The organism is Maricaulis sp. (assembly GCF_017643475.1).
Classification (GTDB): Bacteria; Pseudomonadota; Alphaproteobacteria; order Caulobacterales; family Maricaulaceae; genus Maricaulis.
Map to the genome: position 1 here is coordinate 79014 of NZ_JAEPNI010000004.1, position 25857 is coordinate 104870.

Annotated in this window: 20 protein-coding genes; 12 read left to right on the forward strand and 8 right to left on the reverse strand. The window is 59.8% G+C overall.

Annotated elements, in window-relative coordinates; genetic code table 11:
* Positions 1-7 precede the first annotated feature (7 nt).
* On the forward strand, positions 8-1255 hold the full coding sequence (gene tyrS, locus JJ889_RS13900) for a tyrosine--tRNA ligase (RefSeq protein WP_291896124.1): 1248 nt from the start codon (positions 8-10) through the stop codon (positions 1253-1255).
* On the opposite strand, the gene JJ889_RS13905 is transcribed toward tyrS, so the two are convergent.
* Positions 1252-4806: an AsmA-like C-terminal region-containing protein gene (locus JJ889_RS13905; RefSeq protein ID WP_291896125.1), complete on the reverse strand. Its 3555-nt coding sequence runs from the start codon at positions 4804-4806 to the stop codon at positions 1252-1254. The genes tyrS and JJ889_RS13905 overlap by 4 nt on opposite strands.
* A 99-nt stretch (positions 4807-4905) precedes the next feature.
* Here JJ889_RS13905 and bcp point away from each other — a divergent pair, with 99 nt between their 5' ends.
* The 4 genes from bcp (at position 4906) to JJ889_RS13925 (ending at position 8055) form a co-directional block, all read left to right on the forward strand.
* On the forward strand, positions 4906-5373 hold the full coding sequence (bcp, locus tag JJ889_RS13910; RefSeq protein WP_291896127.1) for a thioredoxin-dependent thiol peroxidase: 468 nt from the start codon (positions 4906-4908) through the stop codon (positions 5371-5373).
* A gap of 29 nt (positions 5374-5402) precedes the next feature.
* The gene (locus JJ889_RS13915; protein ID WP_291896129.1) at positions 5403-6194 is read left to right on the forward strand and encodes a ferritin-like domain-containing protein; all 792 of its coding nucleotides are present in this window, start codon (positions 5403-5405) and stop codon (positions 6192-6194) included.
* A 219-nt stretch (positions 6195-6413) separates the two neighbouring features.
* Positions 6414-7523 (forward strand): peptidoglycan DD-metalloendopeptidase family protein, encoded by a 1110-nt coding sequence (locus JJ889_RS13920; RefSeq protein WP_291896130.1) that lies wholly within the window; start codon positions 6414-6416, stop codon positions 7521-7523.
* A gap of 67 nt (positions 7524-7590) precedes the next feature.
* A complete protein-coding gene (locus JJ889_RS13925; RefSeq protein ID WP_291896132.1) occupies positions 7591-8055 on the forward strand; it encodes a polymer-forming cytoskeletal protein in 465 nt (154 codons plus the stop codon).
* A 23-nt stretch (positions 8056-8078) separates the two neighbouring features.
* On the opposite strand, the gene JJ889_RS13930 is transcribed toward JJ889_RS13925, so the two are convergent.
* Both JJ889_RS13930 and JJ889_RS13935 read right to left on the reverse strand, forming a co-directional pair.
* Positions 8079-9767 (reverse strand): serine hydrolase, encoded by a 1689-nt coding sequence (locus JJ889_RS13930; RefSeq protein ID WP_291896133.1) that lies wholly within the window; start codon positions 9765-9767, stop codon positions 8079-8081.
* Between the two features lie 173 nt (positions 9768-9940).
* Positions 9941-10723, reverse strand: coding sequence for a class I SAM-dependent methyltransferase (locus tag JJ889_RS13935; protein ID WP_291896134.1), 783 nt, complete (start codon positions 10721-10723; stop codon positions 9941-9943).
* A gap of 148 nt (positions 10724-10871) precedes the next feature.
* Between JJ889_RS13935 and JJ889_RS13940 the strand changes: the two genes are divergently transcribed.
* From JJ889_RS13940 to JJ889_RS13950, 3 genes are all read left to right on the forward strand, one after another.
* Entirely contained in the window at positions 10872-12110 is a 1239-nt protein-coding gene (locus JJ889_RS13940) for an acyltransferase family protein (protein WP_291896135.1), read from the forward strand.
* Positions 12111-12176: 66 nt separating this feature from the next.
* A complete protein-coding gene (locus JJ889_RS13945) occupies positions 12177-12806 on the forward strand; it encodes a hypothetical protein (protein WP_291896137.1) in 630 nt (209 codons plus the stop codon).
* Between the two features lie 2 nt (positions 12807-12808).
* Positions 12809-13111 carry a transcriptional regulator gene (locus JJ889_RS13950; protein ID WP_291896138.1) on the forward strand — a complete coding sequence of 101 codons (303 nt, stop codon included), beginning with the start codon at positions 12809-12811 and terminating at the stop codon, positions 13109-13111.
* A gap of 178 nt (positions 13112-13289) precedes the next feature.
* Here the strand turns inward: JJ889_RS13950 and prfB are convergent.
* From prfB to JJ889_RS13965, 3 genes are all read right to left on the reverse strand, one after another.
* A protein-coding gene (gene prfB / locus JJ889_RS13955; protein ID WP_291896140.1) for a peptide chain release factor 2 occupies positions 13290-14418 on the reverse strand; the annotation gives its coding sequence in 2 pieces (ribosomal slippage) (positions 13290-14348 and positions 14350-14418; 1128 coding nt in all).
* A gap of 82 nt (positions 14419-14500) precedes the next feature.
* A complete protein-coding gene (locus tag JJ889_RS13960) occupies positions 14501-17005 on the reverse strand; it encodes a penicillin-binding protein 1A (RefSeq protein WP_291896142.1) in 2505 nt (834 codons plus the stop codon).
* A 92-nt stretch (positions 17006-17097) separates the two neighbouring features.
* Complete coding sequence (locus tag JJ889_RS13965) at positions 17098-18312, reverse strand: N-acetylmuramoyl-L-alanine amidase (RefSeq protein WP_291896144.1); 1215 nt, start codon at positions 18310-18312, stop codon at positions 17098-17100.
* 488 nt (positions 18313-18800) lie between these two features.
* On the opposite strand from JJ889_RS13965, the gene JJ889_RS13970 reads away from it, so the two are divergent.
* From JJ889_RS13970 to JJ889_RS13985, 4 genes are all read left to right on the forward strand, one after another.
* Complete coding sequence (locus JJ889_RS13970; RefSeq protein ID WP_291896146.1) at positions 18801-21587, forward strand: ribonuclease E/G; 2787 nt, start codon at positions 18801-18803, stop codon at positions 21585-21587.
* Between the two features lie 115 nt (positions 21588-21702).
* A complete protein-coding gene (locus JJ889_RS13975; RefSeq protein WP_291896148.1) occupies positions 21703-23058 on the forward strand; it encodes a M48 family metalloprotease in 1356 nt (451 codons plus the stop codon).
* An 11-nt stretch (positions 23059-23069) separates the two neighbouring features.
* A complete protein-coding gene (locus tag JJ889_RS13980; protein ID WP_291896151.1) occupies positions 23070-24266 on the forward strand; it encodes a GNAT family N-acetyltransferase in 1197 nt (398 codons plus the stop codon).
* Positions 24256-24693, forward strand: coding sequence for an HIT family protein (locus tag JJ889_RS13985; protein ID WP_291896153.1), 438 nt, complete (start codon positions 24256-24258; stop codon positions 24691-24693). The genes JJ889_RS13980 and JJ889_RS13985 overlap by 11 nt, the downstream gene beginning before the upstream one ends.
* Before the next feature lie 142 nt (positions 24694-24835).
* On the opposite strand, the gene JJ889_RS13990 is transcribed toward JJ889_RS13985, so the two are convergent.
* Positions 24836-25204: a hypothetical protein gene (locus tag JJ889_RS13990; protein WP_291896154.1), complete on the reverse strand. Its 369-nt coding sequence runs from the start codon at positions 25202-25204 to the stop codon at positions 24836-24838.
* A gap of 126 nt (positions 25205-25330) precedes the next feature.
* Positions 25331-25762 carry a hypothetical protein gene (locus JJ889_RS13995; protein WP_291896156.1) on the reverse strand — a complete coding sequence of 144 codons (432 nt, stop codon included), beginning with the start codon at positions 25760-25762 and terminating at the stop codon, positions 25331-25333.
* Positions 25763-25857 lie beyond the last annotated feature (95 nt).

Here is a 25857-nt window from a genome sequence, read left to right on the forward strand (position 1 = left end):
AGCTTTCATGAGTGAATACAAGTCCGAACTTGTCCGCAACCTGGTGGAACGCGGATACCATTTTCAGTCGACCGATCTGAACACGCTCGATGAGCGTGCGACAAGTGGTGTGGTGACGGGCTATATCGGCTTTGACGCGACCGCATCGAGCCTGCATGTCGGCTCTCTCGTCCAGATCATGATGCTGCGCCAGATGCAGAAGGCCGGTCACAAGCCGATCATCCTGCTGGGCGGCGGCACGACCAAGATCGGCGACCCGTCCGGCAAGGACAAATCGCGCTCGATGCTGACCGAAGACCAGATCGGCGAGAACAAGACGGGTATTCTCAAACCGTTCAAGAAACTCCTCGCCATCGGCGATGGCCCGACCGATGCGATTGTCGTGGACAATGATGAATGGCTGTCAGAGTTCGGATACTTGGAATTCCTGCGCGAATTCGGCCCGCACTTCACCATCAACCGGATGATGACGTTTGAGTCGGTCAAGCAGCGCCTCGATCGCGAACAACCGCTGACCTTCCTGGAATTCAACTACATGCTGTTGCAGGCGGTCGACTTTCTGGAATTGAACAAGCGCTATGGCTGCTCACTGCAGCTGGGGGGTGGTGACCAGTGGGGCAATATCATCAATGGTGTTGAGCTGTGCCGCCGGATCGCCGGCAATGAAGTCAGTGCCTTCACCACACCGCTGATCACGACCGCGTCCGGCGCCAAGATGGGAAAGACCGCCGATGGCGCCGTCTGGCTCAATGACGACATGCTGTCCTCGTACGAATACTGGCAGTTCTGGCGCAATACCGAGGATGCCGATGTCGGCCGTTTCCTGCGCCTGTTCACTGATCTGCCGCTGGCCGAGATCGCACAGCTTGAAGCCCTGGAGGGCGCAGCGATCAATGATGCCAAGGTGCGTCTCGCCAATGAGGCGACCACGATGCTGCATGGCGCCGACGCAGCGCGAGAAGCCGAGGCGACGGCGAAGGCGACCTTTGCGGCCGGCGGTGCGGGTGACGCGCTGCCAACTGTTGAGATCGCCGGTCTGACCGATGGTGATGTGACGCTGGCGTCACTGTTTGTCGAGGCCGGTCTGGCTGCCTCAAACGGCGAAATGAAGCGCCACATCAAAGCCGGTGCGGCCAAGGTGAACGGTCAGCCCCTGACTGATATCCAGGCCAAGGCTACAGCTGATCTCGTGCAGGATGGCGCGATCAAACTCTCTGTTGGCAAGAAGCGCCACGCACTGGCCAAGCCCGCCTAGCGCTCGCTCGGCTCTTCGCTTTCAGGAATACCGGTGACGGGGTCGGCAACGACGCCCCCGTCTCCCGGTTCTTCCACCACCCGCAATCGTTCGAGAACCTCCGGCGGCAACACTGACGGGATGGCCGGCTCACCATCCTCGCCCCGGTTCGCAGCGGCACGCTCCGCTGCTGTGCCCTCGAACATGCGGCGGAAGACACCGGGCGCCAGAACGGAAAGCGGATTTGCGAACACTGTCAGGCTGTCGAACGGCCCCTCGACTGAATAGGTTATCCCGACCACGCCTTCTCCCGGCCGGGAAATCAGCAATTCACCGATAACCGGGAGGTTTCCAAAGAAGGAATTGACCGCATAGGAGGGCGCCAGATTACCGTCAATCGCCGCGCTGCGTCCTTCAAAGTCAATCGAGCCTGCTGCCGTCACGCCCAGCGAACTGCCCGTCGCCTGACTTTCGCCGATGGTGAACAGGCCGTCCTCGAACATGACATCACCTGTTATGCGCTCGAAACGGATACCATCCCCATTGAGCAAAGCGCCCAGCCCTTCAAATGAACCCGCAGCCAAGATGCGGGCGAGAACCGGAACCCGAACAAGGGTGATGTCATCGATTTCCACCCGGGCCGTCAGCGGGCCATCCACGCCCAGGGGCGGAGCTTCGCCGAGTACGGACATTCGACCACCCACCACACCCTCAGAGAAACCGATGAAGGCCGAGAGACGTTCAATCGACTGCGTTTCCACACGGAATTCCCGGATGCCGCCCTCTTCCGGAGCGCCAAAGCTGGCGAAAAACGGCCCGGCGCTGGAGCGGCCGGAAACAGCTACAGCACGGATGCCATCCTCTTCGCTGCGCCAGATGAGACTGAAATCTTCCAGCACTTCATCCTCTTCAATCGCCATCCGTGCCACATCAAACGTCACGGACAGCGGAAGGGAAAAAGCGTCCGCCGTGTCGCTCTCGTCTGCGGTCGATTGCTCCGGTGCCACCGGCTCACGATTGTTCCAGATCTCCAGGATTTCACGAGCATCGAGATAATCGCCGGACAGTCTTGCAGTAAAGGGTTGCCCCGGCTCAGGAGGGGCGGCGAGACGCCCGCGCAGACTGATAAAATCGTTCACCTCGACATGGTCAAGATTGAGCTCGACCAGACGTCCTCCGGGAGACAGCTGCGCATCGGCACCAATCTCCACACCTTCCGTCTGGATGATGATTTCCTCAAAGACGTAATTCCGCGCGTCGTTGCGGGACAAGGTGAAACCGGCAAGCCCCTCGACCCCGATCTCCTTGAACCAGACACCATCCGGCGCTTCGATCCAGGCTTCCGTCAGGTCGGCATCCACATCGATCGACTGGATATCCAGCCCGTTGGAAATCGCGCGGGCTTCGACACCAACAAATCCATCAAGATACCGGCGCGCCGGAATGCCGAATTCATCGAGCGCCCGCGCGCCCAGGCGGGCCTCAACCTCGAATGTGGTAGAAGGCTGACCGTCGGGCATTGTGAAGTCTTCCACCCAGTTCACGCTAACGGGCGTATCGACCCAGAAAGCATCTCCGCTGGCGGTCAGGCGGTTCTGGTCCGCGGTGATCGATACCGTGCCCTGGCTGAGCGCTAGAGGTGTCTCAGGAATGGCCAGGGCAACGCCGGTAAGATCGCCCGTGATCACAAAGGGGATGTCCTCTGCCGGAACGTCAGAGAGCATGGGGCGCTGGATCTGGAACGTGATCTCGCCCTCACCGCCCACGGCCTGTGGATCGATGCCGTACTCGGTCGGGAAGCCCAGAGGCTCCTCGTCGATCAACGCGAGAATATCCGTGGCCGTGCCATATCCCCGTCCTGAATAGGTCGCGATGGCGCCTTTCGGATTGAGCCGGGGGATGTCTACATGGCCCTCGTGGATGATGATGTCGCCGACCCGACCCGCCGTCAGGCTGGCTTCGAAGGCATTGCCGTAAAGCGTTGCGCTGCCAACTGCTTCCGTGATCGGCGTCATGGTCGAAATATAGCGGATGATACCGTCTTCAACATCGAAGGAGAGATTGAGCCGGTCGTTGGCCAGCGCACCGCTGGCAATCGATTCAGCGTCAATATTCATATCCAGGCGCGAGTTATAAAACCGGCCACCGAGAATGCCCTCCTCGATCCAGTCACGAGCACCGTCGGCGAGATCCACCGGCCAGTAGGACAGCACCGCCTCGGCCGTTACATCGCCAAGCACCGGTCCGGAGAGCACGATATTGGGCAGCCAGCGTCCGTCCGCGACCTGGCTGAGACTGGCGTAGCCGGTCAGTTCGGCGCGAATCCTGTCGAGCTGGACATTGAGGGCCTCGTAATCGATCCGGCGCTCATTGAGGTCGGCACGGCCCGATACATCCAGCCCGCCCCAACGCGGCGGACGCTCGAAGATCTCGCCCAGATCGACAAACCCCTCACCGGCGCTGAATTCATACCGCCAGCGCATGGGCAAGGCCCCCGCATAGGCGTCCAGGTCATAGATCCGCCCGGAAAGTTCCCCGGCAAAGACATCAGAGACAATCCGCCCGCGGTCCAGCGAAAGCGATCCGACCTGGGGATCGAAGACCAGCGACAGCTCAGCTCCTTCAAATCCATGCTCCTCGCCCTGGGACAGGATAACACCCTCCCCGATATCAAGCTCCAGCGAGGCTGTCTGGATGCCGGTCTCGAGACGCGCATCCATGATCAGGTCCAGCGAGAGCGGGGCATCCAGTGCCCGCAAGGCGGAAAACGGCCCCTGGGTCGGAGCAACCGAAGCGAGGTAGAGCTGATCCACATCAACTTCCAGCAAGAGCGAGGTCAGCCGGGCCCCGGCCTGCATACGGATATTGAGATCGGCGAATCCGGAGGCGGTCGCGATCTGTCCCTGCAGGATGGATACAATCCGGAACTCGTCCCGAGCGAGTTCAACACGCGCATTGTTGACCAGCCAGGCTACGCCACTGATCTGGTCGATAATGCGCACCGTCGCGTCACGAACTTCCACATTGCGGATACGTCCGAGCGGACTGTCACTGGCTTCCGGGTCCTGCAGCAGAAGGAAGAGCGAGGCGCTGTCATCGCCCCCGCGTTCCGGCTGACGTGCCGAAGCAGCCACACGGTCAACTCCGCCCAGGCCAGCGCCCACGGCGCCATCTGCCCGTCGCACAATAGATACGGAACCCCCGTGAACACGCAATTGCGTCGGCTCGATCCGCCCGAAGATCATCGGCTGGATGGCCAGCCCCGCTTCGATCAGCGGCGCCCGGGCGATGACTTCGCCGTCCGCCTGGGCCACCGCCACATCGCGGGCAGTGACAATAATGGCGCCTTCACTCGACTCATACCGCGCTTCCAGATCGCCAAGCGCGACCACATCACCCTCGAACATCTGGGCGATCTGGGCCTGCACATCCTCGCGCAGGAAGCCGAGATCGACCGGCCCTGAGGACAGGCGCCAGAAGATGAACCCCAGGCCAAAAATCACCATCATCAGAAGCACGGCAACGGCTTCCAGAATGTAGATCAGGGTCCATTTCGCAGAACGGCGCAGCATTATTCACGCCCCATCGCAGTCGAATGGCTGGACGTGCAGGCGCACAAGGGCAATTTATCGCTGCAGCAACCGCAATCCATGCGACTGGGGAGAAATGACATGAGCGAACTCAAAACAGGCGACCTGGCTCCGAATTTCAACATGCCGACCGATGGTGGCGCTTCCGTAGAGCTTTCTACCCTGAAAGGCAAAAATGTCGTCCTCTACTTTTATCCCAAGGACGATACGCCGGGTTGCACCACCGAGGCCATCGACTTCAGCACGCTGATCGCAGATTTCGACGCCGCCAATACAGTAATCATCGGCGTGTCCAAGGATACTGTCGCCAAACATGACAAGTTCAAGGCCAAACACGAACTCAAGGTCACTCTGGGCTCCGATGAGGATGGCGAAGTGCTCGAAGCCTATGGTGTCTGGGTTCTCAAGAAGCTCTATGGCCGCGAATACATGGGTATTGAACGCGCAACCTTCCTCATTGATGCCAATGGTAAGGTCGCGCAGATCTGGCGCAAGGTGAAAGTGAAGGGCCACGCCGAGGCCGTTCTTGACGCTGTCCGTGCCCTTTGATGACGCCGGCCGACATCCAGCAAGCCTGCTTGAGCGTACTCGACACCGCACAGCCGACCGCGAAGGCCGCCCGGGCGCGTGAGGTCGCGGCGCTCTGGCGGGATGGCAAGCTGACGCTGCCAGATGTCTGGCAGTGTATTCCAAACACGCACCGCCCGGCCCGGCCGCAAAACCCCGAACTTGTTCCACCGGGACAGGTTCCCAGGCGACGTCTCAATGGGCCCGCCGGCCGTATCGCCCTGATGCACGCCATCGCCCATATCGAATTCAACGCCATCGACCTCGCCTTCGACCTGGTCGCCCGATTTGGCGGCGAAGCTGAATTTGATGAAGCCCAACGCCACGCCCTGGTCGATGACTGGATCCGTGTCGGGGATGACGAGGCCCGGCATTTTGTCATGGTCCAGGACCGGTTGGAGGAGCTCGGCGCCTGTTATGGCGACCACGTCGCCCATAACGGGCTCTGGGATGCCGCCATTTCCACGTCACATGACCTCGCGGCGCGCCTCGCCGTAGCACCATTAGTGCTGGAAGCGCGCGGTCTGGACGTGACCCCCGGCATGATTGACCGGCTGGTCTCTGCCGGCGACCAGAGCAGCGCCGATGTCCTGAAAGTGATTTACGAGGAAGAAATCGCTCACGTTGCAGCCGGTGCGAAGTGGTTTCACGCGCTTTGCACCGCCGACAAGCTCGATCCTCAAACGCGATACCAGAGCCTTGTAAAACAGCACTTTAAAGGTGGCCTAAAGCTGCCATTTAACTTCAATGCGCGTAAAACTGCGGGTTTGCCCGAAGAATACTACCTACCATTGGCGCAATAGGGCCCAAGATTTGCATCACGGGCTGTTGAATTTTCTTCCAGTTTTGTGTCACATGCCTGCGGGGCGTATGGGGCAAGCGTAAAAGAGCGGCTCACAAGCATGTTCGCAGGCGTTAAAGAAGCGATTTGGGGTACAGCGCAGCGCTGGTTTCCAGATCGACAAATTTATCACCGCAGTGATGGTCAGGTTCGTTATTTCGCAATTTCGACCACGCTACAGGTGTCGGCGCTTTTTGCCGCAACCGTGCTCGCCGGCTGGCTTTGTTTCACGACGGTTTCCGTTGCCTTCCACGGCCGCGCCATTGCCGCCAAGGAATCCCAGATTGAAGAAGAACGGGTCCAGGCCAACCGCCTGATTGCCGAGGCACAGGCGAGTGAAGCCACCGCGATCTCGCTGGTGGAGTCGCAATCGGCCGAGTTCGACCGCACCGCTGTTGAATTCCAGCTTCGCCACGAGACCTTGCGTCAGCTCGTTGAATTTGCGGAGCAATTGTCCGGCAGCGTCATGGAGCCCTCTCCCGAGCTGGATGATGGCCGCGTCCTGATGGCGGCGACCCCGGCTGACCCGACACCGCGCGAGTCGCGCGACAGCCTGGTCTCCCTGTCCTCGCTTTCGGAAAACCCGGAAGACCAGATCAATTACCTCATGGGCGAGCAGGATCTCGTTCTGGCCCAGGCCGAGGACGCGACCGAGACGCGCCTTGAAAACCTGCGCGCCGTTCTGCGCCTGACCGGACTAGATATCGAGGAAGTCGTTGCGTCAGGCCGTGACACCGACGAACAAGGCGGCCCGTATGAGCCGATTTTCGTCGACCACTCCTTTGGACCCGACCTCGAGATCAATCGCGATTTTTCCTCGCGTATCAACCGTATCGCAGCGCGCATGCTTGAAGTGAACGAGTTGGAACGCTTCTCCCTGGAGGCGCCGTTCGGTGAACCGATCGCCGTTCCCCATCGTCGCACCTCGCCGTTTGGCATGCGCATGGATCCCTTCCACGGACGCCCCACCCAGCACCTGGGCATGGACTTCGGCGCCTATCGCCGCGCCCCGATTATCGCGACCGGACCGGGCGAAGTCGTTTACGCGGGCTGGAGAGGTGGTTATGGTCGTACCGTGGAGATCGACCACGGGTATGGCTTCCGTACCCGATACGCGCATCTCCACGAAATCGCAGTGCGCCGGGGTGATACCGTCGAGCGAGGACAACAGATCGGGGGCATGGGGTCCACGGGTCGTAGCACAGCTACGCACTTGCACTATGAAATCTGGTTCAATGGATCGAGAATTGATCCGGACCGACTACTGAGAGCGGGACGTTATGTTCAATAAGAGTAACAAAGACACCTCCAACTCCGATCCGATGCATCAACCAGCTGCAGCGCCAAAAAGGAATGCCATGAAATCGAAAGCTCCATCCATTCTCTCCGGTGACCTGGTTCTGACCGGTTCCATCGTTTCCGAAGGCGAAGTCCAGCTGGACGGCACCGTCGACGGCGACATCCGCGCAGGCTCCCTGATCATCGGTGAAGAAGCGAATGTGAATGGCGAAGTCATGGCCGAGACGGTTGTCATCCGTGGCCGCGTGACCGGTTCAGTTTACGCCCGCCAGGTACAGCTTGCCTCCACCGCACGCATCGAAGGCGATATCGTGCATGCTGCCCTCTCCGTAGAGAGCGGCGCGTTCTTCGATGGCCACTGCCGCCATGCCTCTGATCCGCTGAGCGAGAAATCCGGCGGTGGCGCACCCGCTTCTGCCCCCAAGGCCGCGAACAAGTCCGCCGACATCCCGCCGGCTCCGGGTAAGTCCTCGTCTTCCGTGACGTCTCTTGAGCCACCGCTGGCGAGCAAGTCCTCAGCTTAGCTGAACCAGGACGAGTTTGACTTCTAAAAAACGGCGGAGCGAAAGCTCCGCCGTTTTTTGTTTGTGTCGCACCAGTCAGTGCTTTTCCGAAGGAGAATGTCCGGCAGCTGGCCACCGCCGAGCATCCACCCCTCTTCCATCATTTGTAACGCCATATTGGATTGGGTGTTCCCGTAAATTCCATCCGTAAAACGCGTCAATGTATAGGCTCTGCCGGAAGGGGACGTAGCGAGCACATCCTCACCGTCGACCTGAATATGCCACGCGGCGTCGCCAAGGAGGAATGAAACGAAACGCCCGGTATGTCTGCGTGTCACTGGCAGCGCGGAATTCGCCCTGACCGGTGCAAGCTGGTCGAGAGACTTTTGCTGCATCCACAGGAGCAGCTGCCCTTCATGCAGCGTAACACGTGCCCATGGCACATCCGGGCTAACAAAGCTGTCTTCCGCAACTGGTTGCAGGTTCAACTGAAAGCCATCAAAGAAACGCAGGGCCAGATCACCCGCTTCATTAATCTCCATGTCGGCGACTTGTACCCGGCCGTTCACCTCTCCAAACCACTGCCCAACAAGTTGCGCGGCAAGTTCGGCGTTTGGGCCTGTCACTCTCGGAGGCTCGTCCTGAAGAGGCCGCTCATGCGTGAAACGCTCGAACATCTCATCGCGGATCGCATGCGTGATGCGCTCGGCCCCGCCACGCCCGTGATAGATGTCTGACGCGATGAGAACGATGACCACACTACGCGCTGCAGGATAGTACATGACGTAAGTGCTGGTCGCTCCACTGGTTCCGCCGTGTTCGAAAATGGTGCCATGCCCCTCGCCGGAAACATTCAGGCCAGCACCATAACTTGTCGGCATGCCGTCACTATAGAGCCCCTCCATGCGCAACCCGTCCATGGCGCCTCCGCCTGCCAAGACGACTTGCGACCAGGTCATCATGTCCGAAAGCGAAGAATACAGCCCGCCTGCGCCGACCAGGCTCTGCACAGCGTCAACCGTGTCGAGATTGCGATAACCTCCGTCGACTTGCCGATAACCGAAGGCTCGATTCTCCCGGCTGTATTTGGGGCCATACGGGAAATAGGTTCCCGTCATGCCGAGTGGCCCGAACGTTGTTTCTGACAGGTATTCAGGCAGTGACCAGCCACTGACGCGCTCCACGATCATGCTGAGCAAATCATAGTTATTGTTATTGTATGCCCAGAAACTGCCCGGCTCGTTGGGCTGTGGCAGGCGAGCATACATATCCAGCAATCCCTCGCGCCGGCCACCGGCGAACACCCCCAAACGCCTCGCAGACGGCGAAGCCAGTCCCGAAATCTGCACCATGAGATCGCGAACCGTCACGCCGCGATCTGGTAACTCCGTTAGATAACTGGAAATGGACGCGTCAAGCTCGATATGGCCCTCCGCCTCAAGGGAAAGGATGGCATAGGCCGTGAAGTGTTTGGTCAGCGATGCGAGATTAAACCCGCTCTCCGCGTCGGCCGGAATGGCGTTCTCGATATCCGCCATGCCGTGGACGGCTCGATGGACCCACTCGCCCTGCCACATGACGGCGACCGCCGCGGCCGGCGTCGTCGCGCTGTCGGTCTCTTCGAAATAGGCATCGATATACGACCAATCATGCTCTGCCTGAACCGTGGCGGCGGAAGCTAGTCCAGCCAGCAAAACCGGCGAGAGCAGAATGAGAAACAGACGAGTAAGCATATTGAAGACCTCAAGCAACCATCGGAGTAGGAGTGTGAAACATGGCCGCGAAAACCATTCGCGGCCGCTTCACCTTCTGTCCCGCTGATAGGCCTGTGATCCACTCCAATCTTGTCCCGAAACTGTTAAATCGTGTCTCGACAGATAGCCCCGGTTTAGGCTTACAAATCTGGTCAAACCGCCTCTGCCAGCATGGCAAAGGAGACTTTCATGAATTTGTTGAGCGGCGTGGCCTCATCGCTCCAGTCGTCCTCGTAGAAGTCGCGCAACACAAAACCGGACCGCAGGAGGCCTCCGATCAGGCCGTCCAGCGTGTGGGAGAACTCAAGATGTTCCTGTGCGGCGATTCGCTTGTCGAGGCCCTGCTTGTCGAGATGTCGGGTGTCATCAAACGGCAACTGGAATTTCACGACCGGTTCGGCACCGGCCTCGATGGCGTCGTGATCGAACATGTAGAAAGCCGGGTTCATCACGCCAGTAAGCAGACGACCGCCCGGCTTGAGGACCCTGCGAACCTCCTGCCACACGCGCTCGACATCGGGCACGAAAATCGTGGAGACCGGATTGAAAACGAGATCGAAACTCTGCGGATCAAAGCGCGAGAGATCCATCATGTCGCCCTGCTCGAACAGCACAGATAACCCGTCACGTCGAGCAACCTCACGGTCGCGAGCAAGCTGTTCGTCCGAATTGTCAAAACTGGTCACCTGTCCGCCGGCCGCGGCCAGTACAGGAACCTGTTGGCCGCCTCCGGATGCCAGTCCAAGCACACGTGCACCCGCCAGCTCGCCAAACCAGTTACGCGGAACGATGCGGTTGGGTGTGAGGATTACCTCTACCTCGCCCCGGCGTGCCCGCTCGATAGTTTCCAAATCAACGGGCTGGCTCCACTCACCTTCTCCGGACGCTGATTCCCTGTTCCAAGCCGTTCGGTTCTGTGCCACGACATCGACCATCGAAATCCTCTGAAGCTGTTTCTTTATAGAGACTTACCTTCCCCGGCAGCGCGCGTCATCCCTTTTCGTCGCTCCGGCTATTGTAGACGTGTTTGATTTTTAAACTTGTCTGTGTTACATCCTACTCAACACGTAACGGAGCAATCAAATGACCTCTTCCCCGACCAACCGTCTGCACGGCCTCGACGCCGTTCGCGGTTTCGCACTCTTGCTGGGCGTGTTCCTGCACGCCGGCATGTCATTCATCCCGAGTGACTTCCCCGTGTGGATCACCCATGACGCCAACAGCAGCGCCGCCTTTGGCCTGACTTTCTATGTGCCCCACATCTTCCGCATGCTGCTCTTCTTTATCCTCGCCGGCTTTTTCGCGCGCCTCGCCTGGCAAAAACGTGGTGCGATCGGATTTGCCTTTGATCGCTTCAAACGCGTGTTTGCTCCCCTCGCCACGTTCTGGTTCCCGATCCTGATGTTGATCGTCACGGTCATTGTCTGGGGCGCGATCAAGGCCAATGGGGGCGAAGCCCCGGAAGCGCCGGAAGATCCGCCGCTGACGGCAGAAAACTTTCCCCTGACCCATCTCTGGTTCCTCTACCTGCTGAGCATTTTCTATGTTGGCGCAATCATCATCCGTCTGCTTGTCGCGGTCGTTGATCCGTCCGGGAAAATGCGTGCTGCGGGTGGCACGCTCGTCGAGTTTATCGGTCACACGCCGCTCCTGCCGCTCCTGCTGGCGATCCCGGCAAGCCTGGCCTTCATGAATACCGAGATGTGGTACAGCTGGTTTGGCATCCCGACGCCGGATATCGGTCTTTACCCGAACATGATCGCACTGACCGCCTATGGCACCGGTTTCGCCTTTGGCTGGATCCTGCACGGTCAGAGCGGGCTGCTCGACACATTCCGCAAGTTCTGGTGGGCCTATATGGCGGTTGCCATCGCCCTGACAGTCACCTGCCTGCAGATGATCGGCCTCGCTCCCAGCTTCATGCCGGCTGATGACAGCCTGCAGAGCTGGGCCTATGCCGGAGCCTATTCGTTGGCCGGCTGGTGCTTCAGCTTTGCCTTCATCGGCCTGGGCCTCGCCCTGTTTGCCAATGAAAGCCCGGCGCGCCGCTATGTCGCTGATGCTTCCTACTGGATCTACATCTGGCACCTGCCGATCGTCATGGCTCTGCAGGTCTGGCTCAATGATGTCGAGATGCTGGGCGTCGTGAAATACCTGCTGATCAACGCCATCACCCTGGCGGTCACGATCAGCACTTACCATCTGCTGGTCCGCGGCACGTGGATCGGTGCCTGGCTCAATGGTCGCCGCTACGGCAAGAAAGCGGAAGCCAAGGCTGCCGCCAAAGCCGCCAAACTGGAGACCGCATCGGCAAACGCCTGAATCAGGTCATACCCTCACAAGGAGGCGCCAATCCCGGCGCCTCCTTCCTGCATGGAAAGGTAAGCCATGGCTGATGATATCGAGACAGTTCGCGACGACCTGGCTTTCATGCGCGCGCTTGCGGACGCACCGGACAAGCCCAACAAGGCCATGGGCCAATCCTTCCTCGCAGCGGGCATTATCTATGGTTTCCAGGGTCTGGTGCAGTGGGCAACGGCCATCGGCATCATCGGTCTGTCCGGATTGGGATATCTCGCCTTCGTCATCGGCTGCACCGTGGCTTTCTTCGCTGTCCTCGGCGTGATCATCTGGAAAAACCGGGGCCAGAGCTCCAACACCGCAGTCCGTCGGGCCTATGAAGCGGCCTTCCAGGGCGCAGGCGTGGCGAATATATGTCTGGTCATCGTCTTCATCGTCGCCAATATCCGCACGGGTGATGGCGGCGTCTGGTATTTCTACACACCCTTTATCTATGCTTTGCAGGGCGTTGCCTGGTATCTCGCCTTTCGGATGCGAAAGCGCGCCTGGCTCGGCCTTGTCGCGCTGGGCTGGTATGTCGGCGCCATTGCGCTGGGTTTGACCGCGCATTCTCCAACCTATGTCCTGGTGATCGCGCTTTCCCTCATCTTGCTGCTGGCCGGACCTGGACTGGTCATGATGCGGGTGGCCGACAAACAGTCGGAGACGGCGGACTAGTCATGGCGTCCAAGGGTATCGGCCAGATTGATGAAGTGATCCACGGGCGCTTGCGCCTGGGTATCATGACCTATCTGACCAATGCAGAAGTGGCTGATTTTACCGAGCTCGCCAGCGCGCTTGAAGCCACGCGCGGGAATCTCTCTGTGCATCTGAGAAAGCTTGAAGACGCGGGTTATATCGAGATCGAAAAAAGCTTCCTCGACCGCAAACCGCTCACCCGCGCCCGCATCACCAAGACCGGACGCATAGCCTTCAAGGCCTATGTGAAAGCCATTGCAGATCTGCTGGGAGATGGAGGCTGAGCGAACCGAATCCTCCCCTCCTGGGAGGTGGCTCTGCCGTAGCTCAAGCGCAGGCGGAAGGACCGGAGCGCGTCAGCGCGGAGATTAGCTCGCTATCGCTCGCCCCCTTCGACCTCGCCTACGCCAAGGCTTCGGCGAGCCCACTTCCCCATGAATGGGGAAGATTATCCGCGCCAACTCAGGCCTCTTCCTCTTCACCGCCAACACGCGCTGCCAGGGCAGCGGCCATGAACTGGTCCAGATCACCATCAAGAACACCGCCCGTATTGGACGTTTCCACATTGGTGCGCAGATCCTTGACCATCTGATAGGGCTGCAGGACATAGGAGCGGATCTGGTGGCCCCAACCGATCTCGGTCTTGGCATCAGCCTCGGCCTGCGCCGCAGCCTCGCGTTCAGCCAGCTGGATCTCATAAACCCGGGCGCGCAACATATCCCAGGCCTGGGCCCGGTTCTTGTGCTGGGAGCGCTCATTCTGGCACTGCACCACGATGGGTCGCTCCTGGCCTGGCATGTCATAGGTCAGGCGAACCGCCGAGTCCGTCGTATTGACGTGCTGACCACCCGCACCGGAGGCGCGATAGGTATCCGTGCGAACCTTGCCTTCCTCGATATCGACCTCGATCTGGTCGTCGATAAGTGGATAAGCGCCAACGCTTGCGAAACTGGTATGGCGACGGGCACTGGAATCAAACGGCGAGATCCGGACCAGACGGTGGACGCCGGTCTCGGTCTTCAGCCAGCCATAGGCATTCTCGCCCTTGATCAGCAGGGTGGCAGATTTGAGCCCCGCCTCCTCGCCGGCCTGTTCCTCAATGACCTCGACCTTGAAACCACGAGCATTGGCCCAGCGTGTATACATGCGGGTCATCATGGACGCCCAGTCTTGGCTCTCCGTGCCGCCGGCACCGGAGTGGATTTCCAGATAGCTGTCATTGCCATCAGCCTCACCGGACAACAGCGCTTCCAGCTCGGCGCGCTTCATCTTGTCCTGCAGGGTCTTCAGGCTCTCGACGGCATCTTCGACGATGCTCTCATCGTCTTCCATCGCGGCCAGCTCGACCAGTTCGAGTGTATCAGACAGCTCGACCTCGGCTTCCTGGATGACCGTCATGGCATCGTCCAGCCGGTTGCGTTCACGCATCAGGGACTGAGCCTTCTGACTGTCATTCCAGAAGTCCGGTGCTTCGGACATGGCGGTAAGTTCGTCTAGGCGTTTCTGGGCTGTATCCCAGTCAAAGACGCCTCCTCAGCAAGCCTACGGCCTGCTGGATTTCATCGGACAGGGTCTGGATGTCTGCGCGCATTGATCGACTCGGCTTGGCATCATGAACGTGAACGAACAGGGATAAAGAGGCTCGCCGGAGGAAACAAGCCGGGCGCTACACGTCAGTACAGCCCGCCCAGCTCCTCATCGAGCTCCTCTTCTTCCTCTTCCTCGTCACCCTCCTCGAGCCCCGCATCCTGCGGACGGTCACTGACGGAGGAACGGGCGAAGGACAGACCGCTTTCCTCGTCCACGCTCTGGCGCGAGGGCTCGGTGCCAGGACGGAAAGCTTCCAGGATCACACCGGACTGGCCGAGAATACCGGGCTCGCCGGTCAGACGGTCGATCGGCACCAGGCGCACGCCTTCTGGAACGCGGAAAGGTGCGACCGGATAATCATCGATCACCTGGCTGAAGAAATCGCGTGCAATCGGCGCGGCAACACGGCCTCCCGCCTCGCCACTGCCCAGCTGATAGGGCGTGTCAAAGCCGACATAGACGCCGACAATCAGGTCCGGTGAGAAACCGACAAACCAGGCATCGCGGAAATCATTGGTCGTGCCGGTTTTGCCCCCCATCGGGCGGCCCAGGGACCGCAGCGCCGTGCCCGTACCGCGCTGTACAGCGCCTTCCAGCATATGCACGACCTGATAGGCCGTCACCGGGTCAACGACCTCGGTTCGCGTTTCCTCGAACCAGGGCTCGAGCAATTCCTGCGTCCATTCCTCAACGTCACAGGTATCGCAATCGAGCTGTTCATGGGCGAAGATCGTGGACCCTGTCCGGTCCTGAACCCGGTCGAGAATGGTCGGTTCGACCCGGCGCCCGCCATTGACCAGCGTGGCATAGGCGGACACGAGGCGGTGCAGCGTCGTCTCACCCGCACCCAGCGACATGGCGAGAACCGGAGACAGCTCGTCATAAATTCCAAAGCGCTGACCATAATCGGATATCGGGCGCATGCCCATTTCCTGGGCCAGGCGAACCGTCATCACGTTACGCGACAGTTCCAGCCCGAGGCGCAGCGTCGACATGCCGTAATAACGCTCGGCATAGTTGGAGGGCATATAGAAACGCTCATCCGGACCACCCGTCGCAATAAACGGCGCGTCCAGGATCAGGCTGGCGGGCGTATATCCATTGTCCAACGCTGCGGCATAGGCAAACGGCTTGAACGAAGATCCGGGCTGGCGCCGGGCCTGGGTCGCACGATTGAACTGGCTGTGCTGGAAGCTGTAGCCGCCCATCATCGCCAGGACACGGCCTGTATGCGGGTCCATCGCCATGATCGCACCGTTGATGGCCGGGATCTGGCGAAGGCCGAACTGGCCTTCTGAATAGTCTTCCTGGTCAGCAATCGATTCCACCAGGATCACATCACCGGCATCAAGCACCTCGGACGGTGTGGAAACAACAGGACCCAGCTCGCCGTCTGGCAGGGTTTCACGTCCCCATTCCAGAGCGGTCATGGGAATGGATCCACGCGCCCCGTCAGCAAAGCCGATCTCGGCAGCTTCATCCGTCAGCGACAGAACAACTGCGCCGATCCAGCCGGCGTCGAGATCGCGCGGCAGGGTGAACTCCTCGAGGCGTGTCTCCCAGCCGTCTTCCAGCTCGATCTGGCCCAGCTCGCCGCGATAGCCGTGGCGACGGTCATAGGTCTCCAGACCCTCTCGCAGAGCCTGGCGTGCGGCCAGCTGCATGGTTGTGTCCAGCGTCGTCCGGATCGAGAGCCCACCATGATAGAGCTCGTCATCGCCGTACATGGAGAAAACCTGGCGACGAACATTCTCGACGAAATACTCGGCTGCCAGATAATCATCACCGCTCAGACGCTCCGCGATCTGCAGCGGCTGCTGGGCCGCTTCGCGCGCTTCCTCTTCGGTGACGTAGCCATTGGCGGCCATGCGGGAAAGCACCCAGTTGCGCCGGTCAATCGTGCGTTCGGGATGGCGGATCGGGTGGAAACGGGCCGGGCCGTTCACGACCGCAGCCAGCAGTGCGGCCTCGTCCAGGGTCAGCTCGTCCAGGGACTTGTCAAAATAGTTCAGCGCGGCCGCCGCAGCCCCGTAGGCGCGCTGACCGAAATAGATCTCGTTGAGATAGAGCTCTAGGATCTGGTCCTTGGTAAAAGCACGTTCGATCCGCCGGGCCAGCACCATCTCCTGCACCTTGCGTTCAAGGCGCTGAGCCGAGGAAAGCAGGAAGTTCTTGGCCACCTGCTGGGTGATGGTCGAGGCGCCTTCCAGGCGTTCTCCAAGGATCACATGGCGCACATTGGCAAAGGCAGCACGGATAATGCCGCGAAAATCCAGCCCGCCATGTTCATAGAAATTCTTGTCCTCGGCCGAGATGAAGGCCTGGACCAGGCTCTGGGGAATGTTCTCGATCGGCACGAAGACGCGGTGCTCACGCGCATATTCCGCGATTAGGCGCCCATCACCGGCATGCACCCGGCTCATTACCGGCGGTTCGTATTCCGCCAATTGTTGATAGTCGGGCAGGTCCGCTGTGACACGTACCACATAGACAACCGCCACAATGGCGCCGACGAGGGCCGTGCCCAGTGCGACGATCCCGCCCCACATGGCAGTCCGCAACACATTACGCAGAGTGAAAATCTTCATTACGCTCTCAAGGCCCCACATTCCCCGGTGTCACGTCAGATCACGACATCAGGGCCTTATTATGACGGGTACAGCCCCCGGATGGAAGCGTTCTAGCGTGCCCGGATAGGGGTGTTTGCAGCCTCGGGGTATTCGCCCATGTCACCACGAGTGGCAAAATAGTCGTCGATACCTCTGGTCACAGCCTCCATCTGGCGGCGGCGGTGGGAGGCAGAATTGAGATTGCGCTCGTCAGTGGAGTTCGACAGGAAACCCATTTCCAGCAGCACGGCAGGCACCCGGCTGTCGAGAAGAACGTAGAAATTCTCCTGACGGTGCGGGTTGTTCAGCAACGGGCCGGAATCGCCGAGATGCTCCAGCAGAACCTCGGCAAAGGCAGAGGACTGGTTGCGCTTCTCTCGCAGTTCCAACGAGACGAGGATGTTGTTCACATCGGCTTCTTCAGAATGATCCGCGCTCTGGAGCGCCCGGTTCCTGGCCCGGTTTTCAGCCCGGTCATTCAACGTATAAACCGCGGCACCGCGTGCATTGCGATTGGTTGGTACAGAGTCCGCGTGAATGGACAGGAAAAGGTCGGCACGCACATCGGCAGCCACCTGGACCCGCTGTTGCAGGGACAGAAAGACATCAGTGTCTCGCGTCAAATAGACTTCATATCGCCCGGTGGCCTCGAGCTGGCGGCGCAACTCGCGCGCAGCGGCCAGGGTCACGTCACGCTCATGCGTGCCGCCACGACCAGACGCGCCCGGGTCGTGCCCTCCATGACCGGCATCGACGACAATAACACGACGGTCACGGGCTGGCGGAACATAGGCAGCCTCGACCCGCTCGGCGATCAGCGTATCAATCGTGCTGGCCACCGTCTGAACCCCGGAAGAATCACGGAAGGCCTGTTCACTGGTCCGGGCGAGATCAACGACAATGCGATAATTATTGCTGCTTGGCGCAGGTTCGAGCGAAAACTGGCTGTCGATCATCGCGGGATGGTCAAGCTCGAAGACGATGCGTGATGACGAGGCGGAATTGTTGAAGAAGCGGAAACCGTCCACAAGACCGGTTCCAACGCCCTCACCTGCCTCAAGCCCCGGCACCTGCCAGGACGAGACCGGAAGGTCGACAACGAGACGCGTGGACACACCATCCAGCGTATATGCGCGGAACTCCCCCGGCTGCGAGGTTTCAACAACCACGCGCGTACGCGCCTCGTCTCCACCGAAACGAACCGCACGGACTTCCTGTTCTGCCAGAGCTGCAGCACCCGAGACCAAGCTGGTCGCAAACGCCGCCAAAATCGCCAGTAAACGCATACACACACCATCGCATACGCCGTGATTCTGTCCACGGCTTTAATTGGACCCTAAACGATGGAACTTGACGTTTGGTTGATGAAAATACTCAGCTTCCAAGTTTTTCCTACCGCGTGAAAGGCTTCCATTCCCGTCGCGAATGTTGCATCTTGAGCCCGCTGCGGCGACCGGAAGCATTCAACCCGAAGTTCGCCCGGCGCGATGAGGCCTCCTCCGGCGCCCTGTTTTCGGGCCTGCCGAAGCGAGCGCCGACCCGCTGAACACTGTCGCATGTCCATATCGGAGATGCGGCCCCGACCACCGCAGGCCAGCCGGCGTCCGCCGCATCGGGTCTGCCAAAGGAAACGCGAAGATGCGCGAGCAACGCCTGCATCATTTCCAAATCTCGACAGGCCGAGACTCGCTTTCCAGCACCCCGCCACAACTGTCTCCTGTTGCCGCCGAAAGCGGCCGGGCCGGACTGTATGTGCGCGCAGGAGAATCCCTTAATGTCAAAGAAAATGCTGATCGATGCAGGTCATCCCGAGGAGACCCGCGTCGTCGTAGTCGATGGACCCAAAGTCGAGGAATTTGATTTCGAAGCCGCTGCGAAGCGGCCGATACGCGGCAACATCTATCTGGCCAAGGTCACGCGAGTAGAACCCTCGCTGCAGGCCGCCTTCGTCGAATACGGCGGAAACCGTCACGGTTTCCTCGCCTTCAACGAGATCCATCCGGATTACTACCAGATCCCCTACGAGGATCGCCTCGCCCTGGCCGAGGAAGAAGCCTCTGTCGTCGCCGATGAGGATGACGAGGAGGAGGACGCCAGCGAAACGCCCGAGGCCCAGGCCGAGGACGCATCCGACGCGGACAAGTCCAACGAAAACACCAGTGACGGCGATGACGCGAACGAAGACGGTGACGACACGTCTGCAGAGACGATCGAGACCGACAGCGATGACGTCGAGGACGATATCGACGAGCAGAAGGCTGCGCGCATGCGCCGCCAACTCTATCGTCGCTACAAGATCCAGGAGGTCATCAAACGCCGCCAGGTGCTGCTGGTCCAGGTCGCCAAGGAAGAACGTGGCAACAAGGGCGCGGCCCTGACCACCTACCTTTCCCTGGCCGGTCGTTATTGTGTGCTGATGCCAAACACCCCGCGTGGTGGCGGCATTTCCCGCAAGATCTCCAATGCAGCTGACCGCAAGCGTCTGAAATCTGTCGTCGGCGAGCTGGATCTGCCGAAAGGTGTCGGCCTGATCATCCGTACGGCAGGCGCCAAGCGGACCAAGGTCGAGATTCGCCGCGATGCCGACTATCTGATGCGCCTGTGGAGTAATATCCGTGAGGCGACGCTCAAGGCTGTGGCCCCTTCCCTGATTTACGAAGAAGGCAATCTGGTCAAACGCGCCATTCGCGATCTCTACGACAAGGAAATCGATTCCGTCCTGGTCGAAGGCGAAGCGGCCTACAAGGAAGCCAAGGGCTTCATGCGCATGCTCATGCCGAGTCATGCCAAGAAGGTCCAGCATTACAAGGAGCCGGTTCCGCTCTTCCTGCGCCATCAGGTCGAGAATCAGCTCGAGGCCATCTACTCGCCGATCGCACCTCTCAAATCCGGCGGCTATCTGGTCATCAACCCGACCGAGGCGCTGGTCTCGATCGACGTCAACTCGGGACGCGCCACGCGTGAGCGCAATATCGAGGCAACTGCCCTGAAGACCAATCTGGAAGCGGCAACCGAAGCCGCGCGCCAGATGCGCCTGCGTGACCTGGCGGGCCTGATCGTCATCGACTTCATCGACATGGATGAATCGAAGAATAATCGTGCCGTCGAAAAGCGCATGAAAGACGTGCTCAAACGCGATCGTGCGCGATTGCAGATGGGCCGTATCTCACAGTTCGGCCTGATGGAGATCTCCCGCCAGCGGCGCCGCACCAGCCTGATCGAGGGCTCGACGACGGAATGTCCGCATTGTAGCGGAACCGGCCTGCTGAGGTCTGCGGAGTCCAGTGCCCTGGTCGCGCTGCGCGGTCTGGAACAGGAAGGCACGCGTGGTCGCGCCAAGGCGATCCGGATCACGGTTCCGACCTCTGTTGCGCTGTATCTGCTCAACGAAAAGCGTGACCACCTGCTTTCCATCGAGGAACGTTTCGAGATGCGCATCATGGTTGCGGCCAATGATCAGCTCATCGCGCCGACGTTCAATATCGATCTCCTGGACACACGAGAGCCCGGCCAGGAACTGAAGATCGAAATGGCTCCGCTCTCTGTCGAATCGATCGACGAGATCGAGGTCGAGGAGCCGGAAGCCCAGGAAGAGGAAGAACGTGAAGGTGGCGGTCGCCGTCGCCGTCGTCGCCGCCGTCGCCGTGGTGGCAAGGGCGAGGACAACGCGTCTGCCGAAACCAGCTCGGAAGAGAACAACGACACATCGGCCGACGTTGAGGCGGATTCCGATGATGATGACGAGGACAAGCCGAAGCGCCGCCGTCGTCGCGGGCGTCGCGGTGGCCGAGGTCGTCGTCGCGGCGAGAACGCCAACGCGGAGGCTGATGGCGAAACGACCGAGGAGGCCGAGGCATCCGTGGACGGCGAAGCCGTAGCCGAAGCGGAAGCTCCGGCTGCTGAAGCCGAAACCGACACTGAAGCTGAAGCTGAAGCGCGGGCGGCCGAGGACGAGAAGCCCAAACGCAAGCGCCGCCCGCGTCGCAAGAAGGCAGATGCTGAGGTCGAGAGCGAAGCCGCAACTGATGAGGCGGCTGCTGAACCGGCCGAAGCCTCCGCTGAAGACACGGAGACCGCCGCCGAGGACGCTAAGGTAGAAAAGCCCAAGCGTACACGTCGCCCGCGCCGCAAGAAGGCTGACGCCGACGCAAAATCTGCGGCAAGCGAGGACAAGGCTGAAACGCCAGCCGAGCCCGAAGCAGATGCCAAGGCCGAGGAAGAAAAGCCGAAACCAAAGCGTCGCACGCGCCGCAAGAAGGCAGAACCGGAAGCTGAAACTGCGGAAGACGCCAAAACGGCTGAGCCCGCTGCGGAAAAGGCTGAAGAAAAAGCTGAACCGGAAGCGACGGAAAAGCCCAAGCGCCGCCGTACCAGAAAGAAGGCTGCTGACGCGCCCGCCGCTGAGGACGCTCCCAAAGCCGCAGAGCCGGAGCCCGTCGCAGCCGAACCTGTTGCTGCAGCAGAGCCGGCTGTTGAAACCCCTGCCGAGGCGGCAGACGACAAGTCGGACAAGCCCAAGCGCAAGGGCTGGTGGAACCGCACCGGTCTGTTCGGCAACTGATCAGATCCTGTTCACCCGGCTCTCGACATGGTGAGAGCCGGGTGAACGCCTGACGCTGGCGCTTTGGGGAAGCGCTGCTAAGATATTGCTGCGGGGGCTGTGTAGTGGAGGTAGGATGAAAATCCTCAAAGCCATCGCCGTAGCGTTTACTCTTGCCACGGCAACAAGTGTTGAAGCCTTAGGTCAATCGCTGATCCGGGATACCGAGATCGAGCAGGTCCTGCGCGAATATACCGATCCGATTCTGGTTGCGGCAGGATTGCTGCCAGCAGATGTTGATCTCTATCTGGTCGCGGACCCGACCCTGAACGCCTTTGTAACGGGCGGTCAGAATATTTTCCTGCATACCGGCATCATCGTCGAAGCAGGCACACCCAACCAGCTCAAGGGCGTCATCGCTCACGAGACCGGCCATATCGCCGGCGCTCATCTGGCACGGTCCGGCGATGCCATGCAGGCTGCTGCAGTACCGGTTTATGTGTCAATGGGACTGGGCTTGCTCGCTGCACTCGCTGGCGAAGGCGGTGCCGGTGCCACGCTGATGGCTTCAAGCCAGCAATTCGGCGCGCTGTCCTTCCTCACTTACAGCCGCGGCCAGGAAGCTTCGGCTGATCAGGCTGCTCTCGGCTATCTGGAGGAGACCGGCCAGTCCGGCCAGGGCCTCGTCGAATTCTTTGACCGCTTTCGCTACCAGGAAGTGATGTCGAACGCGCGCCGCTTCCCCTATTTCCGGTCCCACCCGCTGTCCAGCCACCGTATCGACGCGCTGCGCGAGAATGTGGAACAGTCCGAATTTTTCACGGTTCAGGATTCCCCCGAGGACATCGCCTATCTGCGCCGCATCCAGGCCAAGATCTATGGCTTCCTGGTCGAGCCGGAATTTGTTTTCTATCGCTATCCGGAAACCGACCAGTCCCTGCCGGCGCGTTATGCCCGTGCTGTGGCCTATTACCATGACGCCCGCCTGGACGAAGCGCGCGAAGAGATCGAGAGCCTGATCGCAGAAGAGCCGGAAAACCCCTATTTCCATGAACTTTACGGCCAGATGCTGTTCGAAAGCGGTCGCGCCGAGGAAAGCATCCAGTATCACGCCCGCTCGGTAGAGCTGTTGCCGACCGCGCCCTTGCTGCGCGTAAATCTCGCCATCTCTCAGATCGCCACGGAAGACCCGCAATTGCTGGAGGACGCCCGCCGAAACCTGCGCATCGCACTGGATATCGAGCCGGACAATGCCTTTGCCTGGTATCAGCTTTCCATCGTGCATGAACGCAGCGGAGAAACCGCGCTGGCCCAGCTGGCTGTCGCCGAACAGGCCTTTGCGGTTGGCAATTCCGGCCGCGCCCGCCAGTTCGCAATGCGTGCCCGGGCAAATCTGGAACAAGGCACACCCGCCTGGTTCCGCGCCACCGAGATCGAGGCGGTCTCCATACCGACCCGCGAGGAAATCCGCCGCCAGCGCCGCAGAGACTAGGCAAGCAGCAGATGGACCCTGCAGAACCGGACACGCCTGATGGCCTGACCGTGCGCTCGCATGGCGCGCTCTCCGAGATCCCTCGCGAGGCGTGGGACCGGCTGGCAAATCCGGCGGGGCAGGAATTCGATCCTTTCCTGAGCTGGGATTTCCTGCAGGCCCTGGAGGAAAGCGGCAGTGTCTCGCCGGAGGCCGGCTGGTATCCACGTCACCTGGCGCTGGAAAATGCCGCGGGCGAACTGATCGGTGTCCTGCCGCTCTATCTCAAGGCGCACAGCCAGGGCGAATATGTCTTCGACCACGCCTGGGCCGATGCCTGGGAACGTGCTGGCGGGCAGTATTACCCCAAAATGCAGACGGCGGTTCCCTTTACCCCGGTGACAGGACGGCGCCTTCTGGCTGCCGACGAGGCTACCCGCCGCACACTCGCCTCCGCCGCGGTCCAGGCAGCATCCCAGTGGAATATCGCCAGCTGGCATATCACTTTCCCGGACGAGAAAAGCTGGCAGGAAATGGCGGCCATGGGCCTGTTACAGCGCGTGGACCGGCAATACATCTGGCACAATCAGGACTATGCCAGTTACGCCGACTTCCTGGACGCGCTCTCTTCCCGCAAGCGCAAGGCCTTGCGCAAGGAACGCGAAGCCGCGCAGACCGGGCTGGAGATCGAACAACTCACCGGTGATGATCTGCGCCCGGAACACTGGGATGTGTTTTTCGCCTGTTACCAGGAAACCGGGTCGCGCAAATGGGGCTATCCCTATCTCAACCGGGCCTTTTTCGATCTGCTGCACCAACGCATGCGCGACAAGGTCCTGCTGGTCATGGCCAAACAGGATGGCCGTTATATCGCCGCTGCGCTCAACTTCATCGGCTCCCATGCCCTTTATGGTCGTTATTGGGGACGCCTCGTTGATCACCCCTTCCTGCATTTCGAGCTCTGTTATCACCAGGCCATCGATGCCGCGATCGCACTGAAACTGGACCGCGTCGAGGCGGGAGCCCAGGGCGAACACAAGCTGGCGCGCGGCTACCTGCCCTCGCCCGTCTATTCGGCGCATTACATTGCAGATGAAGGCTTTCGCGGCGCAGTGTCCGATTTCCTGGATCGCGAACGCCCGGCCGTGCTGCACGATATCGAATTGCAGCGCCAGGAGAGTCCGTTTAAGGCCGTTGAACCCAAACAGGAGACGCACGATGAGCATTGATGGCCAGTATGATCCGGAGAATATCTTCGCCAAGATCCTGCGCGGCGAGATGCCCTGTGTGAAAGTCTATGAGGACGAACAGGTGCTCGCCTTCATGGATATTTTCCCGCAAGCGCCCGGCCATGTCCTGGTCGTACCGCGTGAACCGGCGCGCAATCTGCTGGAACTGACCGACGGCGCACTCCAGGGCGCCATGCTGCGCGTCAAGCGCATCGCCCAGGCGGTCAAAAAGGCGCTCAATCCCGACGGCATCGTGATGACCCAGTTCTCCGGCGCCCCGGCTGGCCAGACCGTCTTTCACGTCCATTTCCACATCATCCCGCGCCAGGAAGGCAAAGCCCTGGGCGCGCATGGCGGTGGCCAGGCGGATATGGCGGAGCTGCAAGCCCAGGCAGAGAAAATCGCTGCGGCGATCGAGATGCCTTAGGGAGAAAATATCAAGCCGCCTCATCCTGACGAAAGTCAGGACCGATGGCTCAGCATGGCCGGTTTTTGTGAGGTCCCGAAACTTGGGGCACGGCCGCTAATTGTGGGTGTCCCTGTTTTATCTCGACGCTTTTTTTCAATGACTACTGTTCGTAGTCGTATGCCGAAATCTGGATAGGCCCAACAAGAGAAACAGACTCGTCAGACATTTGTTTTACCTTCTCGGCTTCGACAAAGAACACAGCCTTAATTTTTTCAAAGTCGAACGCCCTCCACACACCGGCGTCCTCAACCCGGAAAGGTAATAGCGAGTTCATTCTGCCTGGATCAAAACGGCCACTCGGGCAAGAATCGAGTCCGTAAGGCTCAAACCCCTCCGGATCAACACTTACAAAACCAATGTTTTGTTTGTACTTACTCCACCCTTCCGGGTGCTCTTCATCGTAATCGAAATAGCTCCGCAATTCGACTGCGTCAAAAACGGTTGAGTATCCAAGGTAGATGTTTCTCACCGGTTCCAAGCCTCATTCATTGGTCGCTGACAAACCGGGACAGACACATTTTCGGACTGAAAACTCGCGCGCATTCGCCTGCCGAACGAACGGATGGGCAGAGATAATGTGTCTGTCTCCAACTATTCACAGATATACTTCGAACAGTCGTGCAAGCATGCCATCCTCATCAATACTCATAGATGGCGATTTGAGCTTTTCTAATAACTCAATGATTTTGATGCGCCGACCCCGCCTCAGCAACTCATAGTTATCGCGGTCCAGCAGTTTGATAGACCGGTCACAATTTGTGTTATCATCTAGTCGAACAAGTACACCGCTTGGAACACCATCAAGATCGTCCGCCTCGTAAACCGGTCGCTCAATCGTTCCTTCAGTCACCCGGATTGGGATACGCCCCGAATTGACATTCGCCCACCATTCGGATGAAGCGTACAACCCATAGATCGGGTCGATACCAAGCGGGGACAAAGTGTTTGTTGATAACGCATGCGAACGTCTGATTGCTGCGTCATTGTAGATCTCACGGTCTTTATCAAGTCGATAGACAAGCTTCATGCTGGACACCTAACATCATCGCCTCTTGCGACCGGACACTTCGGTATAGGATCTGACCTCCTCGAAGTGAACACTTCGACCATTAAATTTATCCC

Bases quoted from the DNA above. Each gene is read 5' to 3' on its own strand.
- tyrS (WP_291896124.1), top strand. From the start codon at position 8: ATGAGTGAATACAAGTCCGAACTTGTCCGCAACCTGGTGGAACGCGGA.
- JJ889_RS13905 (WP_291896125.1), bottom strand. From the start codon at position 4,806: ATGCTGCGCCGTTCTGCGAAATGGACCCTGATCTACATTCTGGAAGCC.
- bcp (WP_291896127.1), top strand. From the start codon at position 4,906: ATGAGCGAACTCAAAACAGGCGACCTGGCTCCGAATTTCAACATGCCG.
- JJ889_RS13925 (WP_291896132.1), top strand. From the start codon at position 7,591: ATGAAATCGAAAGCTCCATCCATTCTCTCCGGTGACCTGGTTCTGACC.
- JJ889_RS13930 (WP_291896133.1), bottom strand. From the start codon at position 9,767: ATGCTTACTCGTCTGTTTCTCATTCTGCTCTCGCCGGTTTTGCTGGCT.
- JJ889_RS13935 (WP_291896134.1), bottom strand. From the start codon at position 10,723: ATGGTCGATGTCGTGGCACAGAACCGAACGGCTTGGAACAGGGAATCA.
- JJ889_RS13940 (WP_291896135.1), top strand. From the start codon at position 10,872: ATGACCTCTTCCCCGACCAACCGTCTGCACGGCCTCGACGCCGTTCGC.
- JJ889_RS13945 (WP_291896137.1), top strand. From the start codon at position 12,177: ATGGCTGATGATATCGAGACAGTTCGCGACGACCTGGCTTTCATGCGC.
- JJ889_RS13950 (WP_291896138.1), top strand. From the start codon at position 12,809: ATGGCGTCCAAGGGTATCGGCCAGATTGATGAAGTGATCCACGGGCGC.
- JJ889_RS13960 (WP_291896142.1), bottom strand. From the start codon at position 17,005: ATGAAGATTTTCACTCTGCGTAATGTGTTGCGGACTGCCATGTGGGGC.
- JJ889_RS13965 (WP_291896144.1), bottom strand. From the start codon at position 18,312: ATGCGTTTACTGGCGATTTTGGCGGCGTTTGCGACCAGCTTGGTCTCG.
- JJ889_RS13970 (WP_291896146.1), top strand. From the start codon at position 18,801: ATGTCAAAGAAAATGCTGATCGATGCAGGTCATCCCGAGGAGACCCGC.
- JJ889_RS13975 (WP_291896148.1), top strand. From the start codon at position 21,703: ATGAAAATCCTCAAAGCCATCGCCGTAGCGTTTACTCTTGCCACGGCA.
- JJ889_RS13980 (WP_291896151.1), top strand. From the start codon at position 23,070: ATGGACCCTGCAGAACCGGACACGCCTGATGGCCTGACCGTGCGCTCG.
- JJ889_RS13985 (WP_291896153.1), top strand. From the start codon at position 24,256: ATGAGCATTGATGGCCAGTATGATCCGGAGAATATCTTCGCCAAGATC.
- JJ889_RS13995 (WP_291896156.1), bottom strand. From the start codon at position 25,762: ATGAAGCTTGTCTATCGACTTGATAAAGACCGTGAGATCTACAATGAC.